This window comes from Streptomyces sp. CA-251387 (genome assembly GCF_050936625.1).
GTDB lineage: Bacteria > Actinomycetota > Actinomycetes > Streptomycetales > Streptomycetaceae > Streptomyces.
In genome coordinates, this window is the sequence record NZ_JBNJMJ010000001.1 from 8,557,448 (window position 1) to 8,573,989 (window position 16,542).

Genomic DNA, 16,542 nt, shown 5'->3' on the forward strand with positions numbered 1-16,542 from the left:
GGCAACTCAGCCGCCGTCCTCGGTCGTCGTGCCGGAGACCGTTCCCATCCGCAGGTTCCACCGCCCGCCCCGGCCGGTGAGCTGGACGACGGCCAGCGGGGGCACGTCCACGCGCCAGAAGGACCGCTCCGGGGCGGACAGGGCATGGACGATCGCGGCGCGGGCCACGGCCTGATCGACCACGGCCTGCACACGCCCCGCGTCCGGCGCGAGCGCGTCGGTCCAGGCGGCGACCCGATGGCACAACTCGGCCACGGACTCGCCTCCGTGCGGCGCGGCACGGGGATCCGTCGACCAGGCGGCGAGCGCGTCCATCTCGTCGGCCGCGACCTCGTCGAGGGTGCGGCCCTGCCAGCGGCCCATGTCGAGCTCGCGCAGCTCGGATGCCACGGGCACGGCATCCCATCCCAGGGCCGTGGCCGTCAGGCGGCACCGCTGCGACGGCGCCGTGCACCGGAGTTCGGCCGAGGGCAGGCCGTCGGCGAGTGCCCGCGCCTGCCGCAGCGCCCGCTCATCGGGGACGGCGTCGGCGAACCGCACCTCACGTCCTGTCGGCGCGGCGGCGCACACCAGCATCAGCCGGACGGTCATGACATCCCCTCAGCAGTAGGTCCACGGCATCGGCCGACCATCGTAGGTGGCGTACGCCATGTTGGCCGGATCCGTTATTGCCCCTACCATCTGGGCGACAGGACGACGGCGCCACGGAAGCCCGGTGCAAATCCGGCACGGTCGCGCCACTGTGTGCCACCCCTCGACGAGAGGCGGTGGTGAGTCAGACCCAAACGCCGTCGTCGAGTGCTCCACACAATGCGGGACGCGTGTTCCCGAGGAGGTCTCGCCATGGCGCAGTCCACCGCTGCCCCCACCCCCACCACCCAGGCCCTCCCCCCGCTGCCGCTGCGGGCCATCGCCCCGTGGGCGGTGTTCTTCGGCATCCTGATGCTCGTCCTGCTGTACTTCGTCGGCGCCGAGCAGGGCGCCACCTCCGTCCTCTCCGGTGAGGGCGTCCACGAGTGGGTGCACGACGCACGCCACCTGCTCGGCTTCCCCTGCCACTGAGGCGGGGAGAGCACCGATGAACTCCACTGTTGTGCGCACCTTGTTGGTGCGCGGCATGCTCGCGGGGCTCGTCGCCGGGATACCGGCGCTGATCTTCGCGTATCTGGTGGGTGAGGGACCGGTGGACGCGGCCATCGCCTTCGAATCCGCCCACTCCCATCACGAGGCAGGAGGGGAGGAACTGGTCGGCCGGAGCCTGCAGTCCACGGCCGGTCTGGCCACGGGTGTCCTGGTCTACGGGGTCGCCGTGGGCGGCATCGCCGCCCTGGCGTTCTGCTTCGCGCTGGGCCGCATCGGCCGGTTCGGGGCGCGCGCCACCGCGGCGCTGACCGCGGTCGCCGCGTTCGGGGCCGGGTATCTGGTGCCGATGCTGAAGTACCCGGCGAATCCGCCCGCGGTCGGCAACCCCGACACCCTCGACAAGCGGACCGCCCTGTTCTTCCTGATGATCGCGCTCAGCGTCCTGCTGACGACCGCGGCGGTCCTGCTCGGCCGCCGCCTCGCAGGCAGGTTGGGCAACTGGAACGCCTCGGTCGCCGCCGGCGCGGCCTTCCTCGCGGTGCTGACCGTCGCGATGGTGTTCCTGCCCTCCGGCGAGAACGTGCCCGAGGGCTTCCCCGCGACCGACCTGTGGGAGTTCCGGCTGGCCGCCATCGGTGTCCAGGCCGTGCTGTGGACGGCGTTCGGGCTGTTCTTCGGGTACTTGGCCGAGCGCGTCCTCGAACCGAAGCCCACCGGGCAGAGGGTTTCCACGCTGGCTGCCTGAGTCGGCCGGACCATGGAAGGACCCGCCGGGGGCGCGCCCGGCGGGTCCTTCTCGTTCTGTGCACCCGGCCATGCCTTTGCGGGACCGCCCTCAGGTTTTGGCGGCCACCGTCTCGCCCGGCACCTGCGTCGCCTCCTCGCCCGGTCTGCGCCCGGTGAAACGCATGGCGATGCACGCCCCGAGGTACAGCGCGGCGACGACCAGCAGCAGCGCCTGATAGCCCGTCACCAGGGCCAGGTACTCCAGCGCGCCCCCGGTCAGCGCGCCCAGCAGGTTCGCGCCGAACGCGGCCGTCGGGTCCGGGGCCTGCGCGAGACGGTCCGAGAAGATGAGGTTGGCGCAGAAGATGGGGGCGAAGGCCAGGGCGATGGCGGCCGCGAGCCGTCCGGCGAAGGGCAGCGAGAGCACGGCCTGCGTCGGAACGAGCCACGCCACCGCGAGGGAGCCGAACAGGAGCAGTTGCAGCAGCAGCTGGTTGACCCGCCGCATTCTGCGCCGGACCTCGACCGCCGCAAGGACGCAGAGCAGGACACCGAAGAAGACGAGGGCGTTGACCAGCCACGTCGTACCGAAGTAGAGCGCGAAGCCGATCACGTTCTTCGTTTCCAGCAGCAGGAAGGCCGCGCCGAGCAGGAACATGTCGACGTAACGGACCGTGCTGCGGATCCGGACCCCGGTCAGGCGCACCGACAGCAGCGTCACCAGCAGGATCGCGCCCAGGGCACCCAGGTAGAGCGTGGGGATGGTCCGGTGGAGCAGATACGGGAAGGGATGGTCGTCGCTCGCGGCCGCCGGGACCGGGCCGCCGGGCTGCCAGACCTGCTTGCAGGACTGGTCGGCGGGGGTCATCCCGGCCACCAGCACGGCCGCGTTCCGCTTGAACGTCGTCATACAGGGGGCGTGGCCGTAGAGGGCGTCGAGGTCGCCGGCGAAGCGGTCGACCAACCAGCTCTTGCGGTAGTAGTTGTACATGGCGAACGCGCCGTCCGACGCCAGATGGTCGCGCGCGGCCTCGAACGCCTGCCGGGTGAACAGGTAGCTCTCCAGCCGCAGATTGCTCGCCCCCGACACCAGGGTCAGGGAGTCCGGGAGCGCCAGGACGACGAGGTCGTACTTGGCGTCGGTCCGCTCAAGGAACGCCCGGCCGTCGTCGATGTAGGTGTGCACCCTGGGATCGTCGTACGGCCTCGCCGGGTGCAACGTCGCGCCGATCTCCTGCAGCCGCGGATCGATTTCGACCGCGTCCACCCGCTCGGCTCCGTGCGCCAGCGCGACCGCCACATCGTTGCCGTTGCCGGCCCCGATGATCAGCACGCGCTTGTGCGGGTTGTCGGGTGTCTGGTCGTACGCCTGCCGGTACGGCGAGTTCTCCCGCATCAGCACCGGGAGCGGCGCGGTGCTCTGGTGGGGGACCCCGTTGGCGGAGATGTAGTAGGTCCGGCTGGTGGTCGGCGAGGGCTTGAGCTGGATCTTGTAGTACGGCGACCAGGAGATGCCGGCCGTGGTCGACTCCAGGAACAGCGCGGCGACCATCGCGGTGAGGGGGATCCCGTACAGCAGGGTGTTGCGGCGCCCGCCGAGGACCAGCAGGGCCGCGGCGGCCAGCACGCCCCACACGACCGAGGGCGCGCGCAGCCAGGACAGTACGGCGAAGGAGACCGAGCCGGTGATGCTGCCGAGCAGGTCGTAGCGGTAGGCGTCGAGCGAGGGGAGTTGGCGGAAGAGATCGGCGGTGATCTTGCCGATGCCGGCCATGATGACCGCGGTCAGCAGGAAGATGGCCGGCAGGGTCACCCACTGGGGCAGGCCGGTGGTCTTCACGGCGGTGAAGTAGATGACCTCGCTGCTGCTCTGCCGCACCTGCACCGGGTACGCGCGTACCAGGACGACGAGAAGCGCGAGCGGGACCGGCGTCCAGCGTTTGAGCCACTGCCCGCGCGCGGCGGGGATCAGGAACCCGATGCCGATCCCGAGGAACGATCCCAGCAGGATGAAGTTCGAAAAGTAGCTGAGGTGGACGACGTTGGCGCCCGCCCATCTGATCAGTGCCAGCTCGACGAAGAGCATCGTGGTGCTGGCCAGCACGAGCCTCCAGCGCACCGAGCTTTCAGTTTGCCCGGATTTAGTCGACTTCATGCGCGTTTACGGTGCCAGTTCCAGGGTGATGAGTCGAGCAACGCCCCTCCAGCCTTCACTCTTCCGTGAACAACTGGGCGGCTGCATGCGGGCGTTCGTGGTGCGCCGCGAGCCGCCTGCGCGCCGGTCGGCGGGTTCGACGGCCGCCGTTCAGGGCGTGTCGTATCGGCTGGAATGTTGAATCAGTGGCCTATGGGGTTTCTGGGAAAAGATGCGCGCTTTGTGACTGTGTGGTGCTCTGGGTTGTGGAGGCTATGGCTGACCCCAGAGGAGATGGTGATATGCCTTCCATGGACAAGGCGATCGAGGACCTCACCGGCGTTCGGAGCGACCTCGACGCGGCACTTGACCCCGCCGAACCCGACGGTGTCTACCGTGACAGCCGGGAGTGCGCCGCCCTGGCGCTGCTCTCCGCGGACACCAAGCTGCTGCTGTCCCCGCCGACCCCTCGCCCCAAGAAGGGCTGACGGACCAACAGGAGCGGCTGAATGGAGCAGTCAGGCACTTCCGCCCTCTTGCAGGGCGCGGTGCAGGACCTTGCGTCCGACGTGGTCTCCGCCCTCCGGGGTGGAGACCACGTGCGCATGTCCGGCACCGGAGCAGTGGACGAGGCCGGGGGAAGCCTCGACCTCGCGGCCGTACGCGTGGTGGGAGCAGACCTGTTGCTGCCGCACGTACTCTTCCCCACTCCACCCGACCCGGAGGCACTCGCGGTGTTCCGGAAGACGGTGGAGGCCTTCCCGCCCCGCGCCGACGCGGCCCCCACCGTCAAGTGGAGCCACTGGGCCATGGGCCGCACACTGCGGCGGCTCGACGCGCCCCCGACCGGCGCACCCGGCACATCCGGCGCGCCCCTCGGGGACGAGACCGCAGAACCCGACGCCGGCTGGCTCGACGAGGCGACCTGGCAGGTGCTGACGCATCAACTCGCAGTCCTCGCCCCCCTCGCCGTGCCCGGAGAAGACTGCGCGGTGGCCCGCGCGGCCCGGCGCCGCCCGGTCGACGTGGCCCGGGGCTTCGTACGGGCGGTGCGCCGCCGGGACTGGCAGCAGGCAGCCTCGGCGGGGCGCTGGCTGACCCTGCTCGACGGGGTACCGGACTCACTCGGCCTCGAGGCCGGGCTGGACTTCGTGGAACTGATGGGCGGCAGCGACCCCCGCGTGGCCCTCCAGGTACAGGCGGCACGCGTCATGCGGACGGCCGGAGCACTCGTATGACCGCCGTGGGCGTGACCGCCATCGGCGCCGAGGAGATCCGGGACGTGGGAGCCGCCGCGTTCGCGTGGCTGTCCGCGCACCGCGAGTACTTCGCCCTGGGGGAGGACGCCCTCACCCGGGACGGCCACGTGGACGCCACGTGGAAACCGCTCGGGGAGCTGGCCCAGACCTGCGCGAGCGTACGCGCGCACACCGCACCGTGGGATCCGCTGCACGCCTGCGCGGCCGACCTGCTGCGGTTCGCCTGGCAGCAGACCGGCCAGGGCGAGCTCTTCCGCCGGCTCCAGCGGCTGGAGCCCTTCGCGACGTACCCGTTGGAGATCTACTCCGTGTTCGCCGCGGCCGGGTTCAGGCATGCCGGGTACGAGGCCGCCGCCGCGACGACGGCACGCACCCGGAGCTGGCGGCTCGCCGAGCAGGAACCGACCCGCCGGCTCGGCGTCCTGAAAGCCGAGCGGCGCAGCGGCATCCACCGGTCCGAGCAGGCCGCGCAGGCGCTGCGGCGCACCTGGCTGGGCGGACTTCCGGAACCCTGGACGTTCGAGCGCTCCTCGGGGTACGCGCTCACCCACGTCGTCTTCCACCTCACCGACTGGGGCCGCACCCCCGCGGACGTCCCCGCGGACCTCGCCGCCTACCTGGCCCACTGGCTGCCGCCCTGGCTCGACACCTGCCTGGACGCCGGGATGTGGGACCTCAGCTGCGAGCTGCTGGTGGTCGCCACGAGCCTCCCGGATCCGCCCGACCTCCCCACCCTCGAGGACGCCTGGACTCGGATCGCGGAGGCGCAGTGCACCTCCGGAGCGCTCCCGGAGGCTCGCCGGGGCGACGAAGAAGCCGGTCCCGAGCCGGACTTCCGCCACTGCTACCACTCCACCCTGATGGCCGCCTTCGCGGCGGCACAGACCGTCAAGTGCCTCACCGGCGGACAGGGAGTGCCCGGATGACCGACCCCCGTCTGATGCACACCGTCGGCGTCCGCGCCCTGGAGTGGCTGTGGGCCCATCGCGACGGATTCCGCCTGGAGCCCGACGTCGATCCGGAAGTGGGCTTCCTGGAACGCTTCAAACCGGTCGGCGAACTCGCCCTGATCTGCCGGGTCCTGTTCCGCGAAGGCGTGGCCGGATCGCGCCAGGCCGACCTGGCGCGCAAGCTCCTCGACCACACGTGGCGGCACACCCTGGACGGCGGTCGCATGCTGGTGCGCGGCCAGCGCATCGAGCCGCTCTCACCGATCCCGTTCGAGGTGTACCTCCCGTACAAGGAACTGGGGTACAGCGAGCCCGAGGTGGAGCGGGCCACCGCCTTCTACCACCGGCTCGACAGCTGGGCGGCCCTCGAACTGGACCCGACCCGGCGCCTCGGGCTCTCCGCCTTCCAGCGCCGCTTCGGTCTCACGCCCCGCACGCCCGAGGCGGACATCGTCGGCTCCACCTGGCTCGGCCACACGCCCGAGCCCTGGACGGTCAGCGGGCACATCGCCTACGACGTCACCCACACGGTGTTCCACCTCACCGACTGGGGAGAGCGCCCCGAGGGCCTGCCGCCGGACATCGCCGACTACCTCGCCACCTGGCTGCCGGTCTGGATCGACGACTGGCTGGACCTCAAGCGCTGGGACCTGCTCGGCGAACTCCTCGTCGTCGACGCCTGTCTGCCCCGCCCCACCCTGGACGAACGGGCCTGGCAGGGCTTCGCCGCCGCGCAGCAGCCCGACGGCGCCATGCCCGCCGTACGCACGATGCCGGAGGGTGAGCCGGACGAGGTGTTCGACATGGTCTACCACCCCACGCTGGTCGCCGCCTTCGCCTCCGTGCTGGCCACCTCCCGTGCCCTCGCCGAGCTGACGCACGCCCCGTCATGACCGGCCGGTCCACGCCCTGGCCGGGCGTCGCGGACGAGATGGAGCACGCCCGTGCGGGCGGCGTCGTCGGCACCGATGACGAGGCGGTGCGGAAGCGGCTGGAGAGAGCCGTCGAAGCCGTCGACGCGCCTGACGCCGTCTTCGCGATATCCCGGTCCGGCCGCCGCATCCTGCACTGCGGCGGCACCGGCCCGCCCCCGCCGGTCCCCCGGCAGGACCTGCGCTACGAGATAGGTTCGGCCTCGAAGGCGTTCACCGGACTCCTGCTGGCCCAGCTCATCCAGCGCGGCCTGCTGACCGGGGGCGAGCCGGCCGCCGCCTGCCTGGACCCGGCCCGGCACACCGACCCGGACCCGGTGACGCTCGCCCACCTCATCACGCACACGGCCGGGCTGCCCGCCCTGCCGGCCGACTTCTACCTACGGGCGCTTCCCGCGTGGCGTACCAACCCCTACGGCCGCTACCCGGCCGAGCGTGTGGCCGAGGCCTTCCTGCGCCATCACCCCCGGCACCGTCCCGGCACCCGGTGGCACTACTCCAACTTCGGCGTCGCCGTGCTCGGCCACGCCGTCGCCGCCGCGACCGGCACGGCGTGGGAGGAACTGCTCGGCGCCCATGTGCTCCGTCCGCTCGGCCTGAGCGGCACCGCCCTGGCGGCGGAGGACCCGAAGACGGACGCCGTCGGGTACGGCAAGGACGGCCGCACGCCTACCCTCCCCTTCGACGCCGGCGGCTTCCAGGCCGCGGGTGCCGTCCGCGCCACCCCGCACGACCTGCTGACCTTTCTCGAAGCCCACCTCGACCCGGCCGGTTCCCCGCTGGCCGACGCGCTGCGGGCGGTGCGCACGCCCGTGCTCCGGCGCGGACTGGACCGACGGCACGTGCACACGATGGCGTGGTTCCGGCACCCCACGAACGGCGGGCCGATGTACTTCCACAGCGGGGCGACCCTCGGCCAGCAGGCCTTCCTGGGCTTCCGGCCCGACACGGGAACGGCCCTGGCCGCGGTGTGCACCCGCCGCTTCCGCGCCCGCGACGCCTTCGTCGCCACCGCGTACGCGCTCCTCGCGGAGGCGTCGGTGGAGTAGGAGGGGAAGTGGGGGTGGAGTAGAAGGTGGTGGGGGAGTGGTTGCCGGCGGGAGCGGACGGTGCGGGAGCCGCCCCCCGCACCGGAAGAGCCGTACGACCGACTCCTACAGCCGCTGCCACAGCGCCGGAGTGGCGGCCGGCGACCACACCCCTTGCGCTTGGTGGGTCTGCAGGCACTGGTAGCGCACGCCCGCGTGGGTCACGGTGGCGCCGGCCTCGTAGACGTGGCCCGCGGCCCAGGTGTCCGCGGCGTTGTCCTGCGGGGCGGCAGCGCCGGACTGGGCGGCCGCGGTCTTCAGGACGAGGCCGAAGTCGCTGAGGATCGGGTTGATCGGCTGGTAGAAGGTGGTGCCGCCGTTCGTGCAGTTGCCCGAGCCACCGGAGGTCACGCCCTGCGCCTGGGAGCCGGAGACGTACGGGCCGCCGGAGTCGCCCGGTTCGGCGCACACCGTGGTCTGGGTGACGCCGTCGACGGTGCCCTCGGAGTAGCTGACACTCGTGTCGTGCTGCTGGATGGTGCCGCAGTGCCATCCCGTGGTGGAGCCGGAGCGGCAGATCGACGCCCCGACGAGCGCCTGGACGGAGCCGGTGACCTGCGTGCGCTGGCCGCCCTCGCCCTTCACGTCGGCCGTGGCGGTCCAGTTGCTGTTGACGGCCACCCAGGACATGTCCTTGCCGGGGAAGTTGGACGTCTGGAACGTGCCCTGGTCGGCCATGTTGAAGCCGGTGGTCGAGTCACCCTGGTCGCCGCAGTGGCCCGCCGAGGCGAAGCCCTGCTGCTGGTCCTTGGTGACGGCGAACCCGATGGAACAGCGGGCGGAGTTCTCGATGTAGTAGGCGTCGCCGCCGACCACGTCGTCCAGCAGCCGCGGCCGTTGCTCCGACAGGCGGATGCCCACGCCCTTGCCCTGGAGGCCGGCGGCCTTGATGAAGGCGGTGGCGGCCGCCCGCTTCGTCGCCTGGACGACGACCTTGTTGGCCGGCACGTCGACGTACCAGACCGGCGTGTCGCGCGTCTTGGTGCGGGTGGCGGCCGCGTCGAGCTTCTTCTTGACCGCTTGGAGTTCGGTCAGCGGCCGCTTGACGACGGCGGCCTTCGCGCCCTGCGCCCGGATCGCGGAGACGTCGGCGGCATGCGTCGTCGCGACGGTGAGCTCGGCGGACGTCGCCCCGCGTACCCAGGCCCCCGCGAAGTGCTTGCCCAGGGCGTTGCGGAGGCGGCCCGCGCGAGCGCCCGCCTCCGCCTCGTTGACCAGCCGCTCGGCCGCCTGACCCGGCTTCAGCTTGAGATCGCGCTCCATGGCACGCAGTACCACTGCCGGCGGCCGGTCGGCGCCCACGGTGTGTGCGGCGTTGGACGCGGGCGGCGGCTCGGCCGCGACGGCCGAGGGGACGCCGGAGAGGACGAGAGTGCCGAGAACGGTCAGGGCGGCGCGGCGGCCGGCCGCGGTATGTCTGCCGAGCATGCGATTACCTCCATCGAGTACGAGTGGGATGTCGGCCAGGTCAAGTCCTTGACGGAAAGGCATGCCGCAATGCCCGAAGAGACGTTTTTTCGCGCTTTGGGGGGCGCCTGGGGGTGCCATGTGCGCCAGCCGACGGAATCGGGGAGCCGTCGGGCGGCGGCTCAGCGGGTGTCCGTCGACGAGGGAGGCGTGCCGGTGGCGACCGCGGCGACTCCGAGCGGATCCAGGAGGGAAGGACACGCCAAGCCGGTCGAGCCCTTTCGTGGGGTGCTCATGGCGCAGGGCGCGACGTCTCCCTGTCCTGCGGGCATCCGTGGCCTGCCGTGCCCGGGTCGGCGCACCGACTCCGCCCGCTGGACCCTGGCCGGCGCGTCGCACCAAACTTTCATCATTCGTTTTCTTGAATCATTCGTGTTTAGGGCTGTAGGTTGTCTGCCATGACCGCATCCCCGAATCCGACCCCCGCCGAGGAGCTGCGCGGTGCCGGCCTGCGGGTGACCGCCGCGCGGGTCGCGCTGCTCGAGACCGTGCGGGCCGGTGACCACCTCGGCGTCGAGGCCATCGCCTCCGGGGTGCGTGATCGCGTGGGTCATGTCTCGCTTCAAGCCGTGTACGAGGGCCTCCACGCACTCACCGCGGCGGGACTCGTCCGCCGTATCGAACCGGCCGGCAGCCCGGCCCGGTTCGAGGGGCGCATCGGCGACAACCACCACCACATCGTGTGCCGGTCGTGCGGTGCCGTCGCCGACGTCGACTGCGCAGTCGGCGAAGCGCCCTGCCTGACCGCGTCCGACCACCACGGCTTCTCCATCGACGAGGCCGAGGTCACGTACTGGGGCCTGTGCCCCGACTGTTCCACTGCCGGCAGTGCACCCCGAGCACTGTGATCCACCTAGTTCGGAAGGTTTCCCATGGCTGAGAACCCCGATGCGATCGTCACCGACGCGAAGGCGGAGGGCACCGGTGGCTGCCCCGTCGCGCACGGTCGCGCCGCGCACCCCACGCAGGGCGGCGGCAACCGTCAGTGGTGGCCGGAGCGGCTCAATCTGAAGATCCTGGCCAAGGACCCGGTCGTAGCGAACCCGCTCGGTGAGGAGTTCGACTACGCCGAGGCGTTCAAGAACCTCGACCTGGCGGCCGTGAAACGGGACATCGCCGAGGTGCTGACCACCTCTCAGGACTGGTGGCCCGCCGACTTCGGCAACTACGGCCCGCTGATGATCCGTATGGCCTGGCACAGCGCCGGCACCTACCGCATCAGCGACGGCCGCGGCGGTGGCGGCCGCGGGCAGCAGCGCTTCGCGCCGCTGAACAGCTGGCCGGACAACGGAAACCTCGACAAGGCCCGCCGTCTGCTGTGGCCGGTCAAGAAGAAGTACGGCCAGTCCATCTCCTGGGCCGACCTCATGATCCTCACGGGTAACGTCGCCCTGGAGCAGATGGGCTTCAAGACCTTCGGCTTCGGCGGCGGCCGCGCCGACGTCTGGGAGGCCGACGAGGACGTGTACTGGGGTCCCGAGACCACCTGGCTCGACGACCAGCGCTACAGCGGCGACCGTGAGCTGGAGAACCCGCTCGGCGCGGTCCAGATGGGCCTCATCTACGTCAACCCGGAGGGCCCCAACGGCAACCCGGACCCGATCGCCGCGGCCCGCGACATCCGCGAGACGTTCCGCCGTATGGCGATGAACGACGAGGAGACCGTCGCCCTGATCGCCGGTGGTCACACCTTCGGCAAGACCCACGGCGCCGGCCCGGCCGACCACGTGGGCAACGACCCCGAGGCCGCCTCCATGGAGGAGCAGGGCCTGGGCTGGAAGTCCACCTTCGGCACCGGCAAGGGCGCCGACGCGATCACCAGTGGTCTGGAGGTCACCTGGACCACCAAGCCCACCCAGTGGAGCAACGACTTCTTCGAGATCCTCTTCGGCTACGAGTGGGAGCTCACCGAGTCCCCGGCCGGCGCCAAGCAGTGGGTCGCCAAGGACGCCGAGGCGATCATCCCCGACGCGCACGACCCGTCGAAGAAGCGTCTGCCCACGATGCTCACCACCGACCTCTCGCTGCGCTTCGACCCGATCTACGGTGAGATCTCGCGTCGCTTCCTCGAGAACCCCGACCAGTTCGCGGACGCCTTCGCCCGCGCCTGGTACAAGCTGACCCACCGTGACATGGGCCCGAAGTCGCTGTACCTCGGCCCGGAGGTCCCGGAGGAGACGCTGCTGTGGCAGGACCCGCTGCCGCAGGCCGAGGGCGAGGCCATCGACGCCGCGGACGTCGCGGCCCTCAAGGCCAAGCTCCTCGACTCGGGCCTGACCGTCTCGCAGCTGGTCAGCACCGCGTGGGCCTCGGCCTCCACGTTCCGCGCCAGCGACAAGCGCGGCGGTGCCAACGGCGCCCGTATCCGCCTGGAGCCGCAGCGCGGCTGGGAGGTCAACGACCCCGACCAGCTGGCCCTGGTGCTGCGCACCCTGGAGAACATCCAGCAGGAGTTCAACGCGAACTCCGGCGCCAAGAAGGTGTCCCTGGCCGACCTGATCGTGCTCGGCGGCTCCGCGGCCGTGGAGAAGGCCGCCAAGGACGCCGGCGTCGACATCGAGGTGCCCTTCGCGCCGGGCCGTGTCGACGCGACGGAGGAGCACACCGACGTCGAGTCGTTCGCCGCGCTGGAGCCGACCGCCGACGGGTTCCGCAACTACCTCGGCAAGGGCAACCGCCTGCCGGCCGAGTACCTGCTGCTCGACAAGGCGAACCTGCTCAACCTGAGCGCCCCCGAGATGACGGTCCTCGTCGGTGGCCTGCGCGTCCTGGGCGCGAACCACCAGCAGTCGCAGCTCGGTGTCCTCACCGACACCCCGGGCGCGCTGACCAACGACTTCTTCGTCAACCTGCTCGACCTGGGCACCACGTGGAAGTCGACGTCCTCCGACCAGACCACATTCGAGGGCCGTGACGCCGCCACGGGCGAGCTGAAGTGGTCCGGCACCCGTGCCGACCTCGTCTTCGGCTCGAACTCCGAGCTGCGCGCCCTCGCGGAGGTCTACGCGAGCGACGACGCGAAGGAGAAGTTCGTGAACGACTTCGTCGCGGCGTGGGTCAAGGTCATGAACGCGGACCGGTTCGACCTCGTCTGATCGCCCCGCACCTGACGTCCAGGCGGGCCCGCAGGGGCCGGCCTGGACGTCGGCGTTTGTGCGCCATGTCGGCAGCCACGTCGGCGGCCACCTCTCATGTCACAGCCTTCACGTAATGCACACGTCACCTCAGCGACCTCTTTAAGTTTCAAGGGATACGCTCCCCGCGGGGAGGGGCCGACGGCGGCCGACCCGCCGCTCCACTCGCTCCTCCTTCCCCACCCAGTACAGGAGACGCGGCGTGCGTGAAGGCGACGTAGTGGTGATCGGCGGCGGCTATGCGGGCGTCCGTCTGGCGAAGCGACTGGACGCGACGGCACGCGTCACGCTGGTCGACCGCAAGGAGGTCTTCTTCCATCGCATCGCCTCCCTGCGCGCCGGAGTGCGGCGGGACTGGTCGTACACCCCCTTCATCCCGTACGACCGGCTGCTGACCAACGGCCGCGTGGCCGTCGGCAAGGCGGTACGCATCGACACCGCCGAGCGCCGGGTGGTGCTGGCGACGGGGGAGCGGCTCCCGTACGACGTGCTGGTGATCGCCACCGGCGCCGACTACCCCGAACCGGCCCGCTTCACCGGCACCACCGCCGAGGAGGCGGCGAAGTCCTTCGCCACACATCAGCAGCACATCGCCGCCGCCGAGCACATCCTGGTCGTCGGCGGCGGGCCCTCCGGCGTCGAGCTCAGCGCCGAGATCCGCCTCGCTCGGCCGGACGCCAGCGTCACGCTCGCCCACTCCGGCCCGGAACTGCTGCACTCCACGGGCAGCACCCGTGCCGGGCGCAAGGCGCGAACCTGGCTGGAGTCCCATGACGTGGAGGTGCGCCTCGACGCCTTCATGTCCCCTGCCAACGACTTCGGCACCTATCGCGACGCCCGGGGCACCGTCATCGAGGCCGACCGCTCCTTCTGGGCGACCGGCACCACACCCAACACGCTCTGGCTGCGCCTGGCCGGCCACGGGGACTGGCTGAACGCGTCGGGACACGTGAAGGTCGACCAGGCGTTGCGCGTCCAGGGATGGCTGGACGTCTTCGCGGTCGGCGACGTGAACGACGCCACCGAACTCAAGATCACCCCGGCCGCGCTCGCCCAGGCGGACCTGGCCGCCCACAACATCCGCGCCTACCTGAACAGCGCCGGCAAGCACCGCAAGGAACCCCGCTTCTACCGGCCGATCCACCGCACGCCGCTCATCGTCCCGTTCGGCCCGGCCGACGGAGTGACCCTGCTGCCCGTGCCGGGCGGCGAGACTGCGGTCCTCGGCGGCCGCACCACGACGCTGGCCAAGGCGAAGACGCTCATGACCCCGTTCATGCGACGCCAGCTCGGCTACACGGCGGCGTGAGCGGACGCCTCGGCGCCTGACTCGCCGTCACTTCCCTCGGAGCCGCTGTCCGGGGCGCGACGCGCAGCGCCTCGGCGACGCGGCTGACCGGTTCGGTCGGTGGGTGGGGGAGGCGGGCCAGGGGCGGGCGGCGCTGCTCCGGGGCCGCCGCGGGGGAGGCGGCGCAGACGCCAGGCACGCGCACCGAGGTCGAGGCCGGTCCTGGACGGAACCGACGCGGGCGCCATCCGCGACGAGGCGGCCGAGGAGTCGGGGTGGCCGCGGCGCTGAGGTGACCGCGTGGCCGAGGGTGCTCGACCCGGTCTTCCCCGAGCAGGTGGATGCCGCCCTACGGCGAGCTGATCCGCCTCGGCAATGCCCTGCCCTGCGCGGCGGAACCCCCCCGACCGAGCGCGACCGGAACCGGATCCTCACCCCGTGGACAGGCGGTGCGGCCGGAGCGCCCTCGCCCGCGGTGAGTCAGGCCAAGACGTGCCGTATCGAATTCGGGAGCGCCGGGTACTCGGAGGCTTTCGAACCCGCACCGGGTCCCGGCAGGTGCCCGCGCCGGAGGGCCGGACGGCGAACGGAGGCGTCATGACGCAGAACCGGGAGAGCGCGACGCCCGCTCCGCGAACCGGGATTTCCCAGCTGCGCCCGGTCGGCGAGGGCCCGGCGCAGCAGTCGCCGGGGGAGACCCTCTCGTTGAGCAGCGAGGAACTTCCCCGTGACCGCAGTCAGGCGATCCTCGAGGCGGCGAAGCAGGTCGGCGCGCTGCTGAAACGGACGGGGCACAGGTTCGCCCTGGCCGGCAGCGTGGCCGTGTACGCCCATGGCGGCAGCGGTCATCTGCAGCACGACGCCGACTTCTGCGTGCGGCGCACGGACGCCGAGGCGGTGGCGCGGACGCTGACCGAAGCCGGTCTCGCGGTCCGTACGCCGCCGGAGGACTGGCTGATGAAGACGTCGTGCTTCGGCCAGGACGTCGACATCCTCTTCGAGCTGGCGCACCGCCCGGTCACCACGGAGGTCCTCGACCGGGCACAGGAGGTCTCGGTCGACTCGGTGCACATGCCCGTCCTGTCGCCGACGGATCTGATGCGCGGCTTGATCGAGCCCTTCTCGGAGCACTACTGCGACTTCGGGCCGGTGCTCGCCGCGGCGCGCGCCCTGCGGGAGAAGGTCGACTGGGAAGAGGTGCGGCGCTGCTGCGGGGACGAGCCGATGCCCGACGCCTTCTTCTACCTCCTGGAGCGCCTGAAGGTGATCGCCCCACGGGAGGAGCACCGATGAGCCGTCACGGCGCACAGTCCGCCGCCGACGCGGGCGCAGCGCAGAACCTGGACTACCTCGTGGCCCATCTCACCGACCACCTGGCCGCCGGGCCCCTCGGCGAGCTGGGTGTGCGCATCGAGATCCGCGGCGAGGCGGTCCTGCTGACCGGCACCGTGCCGTCCGTCCAGTGCCGCGACGACGTCCTGCGCACCGCTCGCGCGGAGCTGCTGGGACACCCGGTGCACTGCGACATCGTGATCGTGGACAACTCCGCGCCCGACCATGCCGAGGAGGTCGAATGATCCGGATCGCGGCCGTCGGGGACATCCACATGGGCCCCGAGAGCGAGGGCATGCTCCGCCCCTCGTTCGAGACCCTGCACGAGAGCGCCGACGTCCTGCTGCTCGCCGGGGATCTCACCCGCCACGGCACCCGCGAGGAGGCCCAGGTGGTGGCACGGGAGATCAAGGACCTGGCGGTCCCCGTGGTCGCGGTGCTGGGCAATCACGATCATCACGCCGACTGTGCGGACGAGGTCACCGCCGTGCTCCAGGACGCGGGCGCGCGGGTGCTGGAAGGGCAGGCGACGGTGGTGAGCGACGGGGACGCGCGGATCGGCGTGGCCGGTACGAAGGGGTTCGGCGGGGGCTTCGTGGGCCGCTGCGCCGGTGAGTTCGGTGAGCCGATCATGAAGGAGTTCGTCAGGTACTCGCGTCGGCGCGCCGACACGCTGCGGGCCTCACTGGAGGAACTTCAGGAGCAGGACTGCGACGTACGCATCGCCCTCACCCACTTCTCGCCGGTGCCGGACACGCTGGCCGGGGAACCTCCCGAGATCTACCCGTTCCTCGGCAGCTATCTGCTGGCCGAGGCGATCGACACGGCAGGCGCCGACCTCGCGGTGCACGGGCACGCCCACCTCGGCACGGAGCACGGCATGACCAGCGGGGGAGTGAAGGTGCGCAACGTGGCACAGCCGGTCATCGGGCGGGCGTTCCACGTCTACCACCTTGCGCGGCCCGGCCGGACGACGACCGGCGCATCAGGCGGCCGGGTGGGTTGAGCCCGGGGTCCCGGTGGGTCCCGGTGTGGGCGAGGCCACGCCGTTCACGAGGTCTCAGGCATGTCCGCTGCCCGGGGTGGCGGGCTACCGTTTGATGGATTCCCGTACATCCGATGGATTCCCGTCCATCTCCCGTACCTCGG

Annotated in this window: 16 protein-coding genes; 13 read left to right on the forward strand and 3 right to left on the reverse strand. The window is 71.3% G+C overall.

All coding sequences use genetic code 11. The features are described 5' to 3' along the window. Nucleotides 1–6 precede the first annotated feature (6 nt). Nucleotides 7–591, reverse strand: a complete 585-nt coding sequence (locus tag ACQEV2_RS38040) for a histidine phosphatase family protein (protein ID WP_433052394.1) — start codon at nt 589–591, stop codon at nt 7–9. Between the two features lie 252 nt (nt 592–843). On the opposite strand from ACQEV2_RS38040, the gene ACQEV2_RS38045 reads away from it, so the two are divergent. Beyond that, the gene (locus ACQEV2_RS38045; RefSeq protein ID WP_433052397.1) at nt 844–1,062 is read left to right on the forward strand and encodes a CbtB domain-containing protein; all 219 of its coding nucleotides are present in this window, start codon (nt 844–846) and stop codon (nt 1,060–1,062) included. A 16-nt stretch (nt 1,063–1,078) separates the two neighbouring features. After that, a complete protein-coding gene (locus ACQEV2_RS38050) occupies nt 1,079–1,828 on the forward strand; it encodes a CbtA family protein (RefSeq protein WP_433052399.1) in 750 nt (249 codons plus the stop codon). A gap of 90 nt (nt 1,829–1,918) precedes the next feature. On the opposite strand, the gene ACQEV2_RS38055 is transcribed toward ACQEV2_RS38050, so the two are convergent. Next, entirely contained in the window at nt 1,919–3,913 is a 1,995-nt protein-coding gene (locus ACQEV2_RS38055; RefSeq protein ID WP_433052401.1) for a spermidine synthase, read from the reverse strand. Nucleotides 3,914–4,245: 332 nt separating this feature from the next. On the opposite strand from ACQEV2_RS38055, the gene ACQEV2_RS38060 reads away from it, so the two are divergent. From ACQEV2_RS38060 to ACQEV2_RS38080, 5 genes are read left to right on the forward strand one after another with little or no spacing between them, the layout of a single operon-like run. Continuing rightward, nucleotides 4,246–4,431 carry a hypothetical protein gene (locus ACQEV2_RS38060; RefSeq protein ID WP_398810098.1) on the forward strand — a complete coding sequence of 62 codons (186 nt, stop codon included), beginning with the start codon at nt 4,246–4,248 and terminating at the stop codon, nt 4,429–4,431. Between the two features lie 21 nt (nt 4,432–4,452). Further along, nucleotides 4,453–5,181, forward strand: a complete 729-nt coding sequence (locus tag ACQEV2_RS38065; RefSeq protein ID WP_433052403.1) for a hypothetical protein — start codon at nt 4,453–4,455, stop codon at nt 5,179–5,181. Next, nucleotides 5,178–6,128 (forward strand): DUF6895 family protein, encoded by a 951-nt coding sequence (locus tag ACQEV2_RS38070; protein WP_433052404.1) that lies wholly within the window; start codon nt 5,178–5,180, stop codon nt 6,126–6,128. Before ACQEV2_RS38065 ends, ACQEV2_RS38070 begins: the two co-directional genes overlap by 4 nt. Next, on the forward strand, nt 6,125–7,045 hold the full coding sequence (locus ACQEV2_RS38075; RefSeq protein ID WP_433052407.1) for a DUF6895 family protein: 921 nt from the start codon (nt 6,125–6,127) through the stop codon (nt 7,043–7,045). The genes ACQEV2_RS38070 and ACQEV2_RS38075 overlap by 4 nt, the downstream gene beginning before the upstream one ends. Continuing rightward, the gene (locus ACQEV2_RS38080; protein ID WP_433052409.1) at nt 7,042–8,133 is read left to right on the forward strand and encodes a serine hydrolase domain-containing protein; all 1,092 of its coding nucleotides are present in this window, start codon (nt 7,042–7,044) and stop codon (nt 8,131–8,133) included. The genes ACQEV2_RS38075 and ACQEV2_RS38080 overlap by 4 nt, the downstream gene beginning before the upstream one ends. A gap of 105 nt (nt 8,134–8,238) precedes the next feature. Here ACQEV2_RS38080 and ACQEV2_RS38085 read toward each other — a convergent pair whose 3' ends face one another. Beyond that, nucleotides 8,239–9,600 (reverse strand): alpha-lytic protease prodomain-containing protein, encoded by a 1,362-nt coding sequence (locus ACQEV2_RS38085; protein WP_433052411.1) that lies wholly within the window; start codon nt 9,598–9,600, stop codon nt 8,239–8,241. A 437-nt stretch (nt 9,601–10,037) separates the two neighbouring features. On the opposite strand from ACQEV2_RS38085, the gene ACQEV2_RS38090 reads away from it, so the two are divergent. From ACQEV2_RS38090 to ACQEV2_RS38115, 6 genes are all read left to right on the forward strand, one after another. Further along, the gene (locus tag ACQEV2_RS38090; RefSeq protein WP_433052414.1) at nt 10,038–10,487 is read left to right on the forward strand and encodes a Fur family transcriptional regulator; all 450 of its coding nucleotides are present in this window, start codon (nt 10,038–10,040) and stop codon (nt 10,485–10,487) included. A 24-nt stretch (nt 10,488–10,511) separates the two neighbouring features. Then, a complete protein-coding gene (gene katG / locus ACQEV2_RS38095) occupies nt 10,512–12,734 on the forward strand; it encodes a catalase/peroxidase HPI (protein WP_433052417.1) in 2,223 nt (740 codons plus the stop codon). Nucleotides 12,735–12,975: 241 nt separating this feature from the next. Beyond that, entirely contained in the window at nt 12,976–14,082 is a 1,107-nt protein-coding gene (locus ACQEV2_RS38100; RefSeq protein WP_433052419.1) for an NAD(P)/FAD-dependent oxidoreductase, read from the forward strand. Nucleotides 14,083–14,658: 576 nt separating this feature from the next. Then, a complete protein-coding gene (locus ACQEV2_RS38105; protein ID WP_433052421.1) occupies nt 14,659–15,354 on the forward strand; it encodes a hypothetical protein in 696 nt (231 codons plus the stop codon). Then, on the forward strand, nt 15,351–15,638 hold the full coding sequence (locus ACQEV2_RS38110) for a hypothetical protein (protein ID WP_433052423.1): 288 nt from the start codon (nt 15,351–15,353) through the stop codon (nt 15,636–15,638). Before ACQEV2_RS38105 ends, ACQEV2_RS38110 begins: the two co-directional genes overlap by 4 nt. Beyond that, nucleotides 15,635–16,399 carry a metallophosphoesterase family protein gene (locus ACQEV2_RS38115; RefSeq protein WP_433052426.1) on the forward strand — a complete coding sequence of 255 codons (765 nt, stop codon included), beginning with the start codon at nt 15,635–15,637 and terminating at the stop codon, nt 16,397–16,399. The genes ACQEV2_RS38110 and ACQEV2_RS38115 overlap by 4 nt, the downstream gene beginning before the upstream one ends. Nucleotides 16,400–16,542 lie beyond the last annotated feature (143 nt).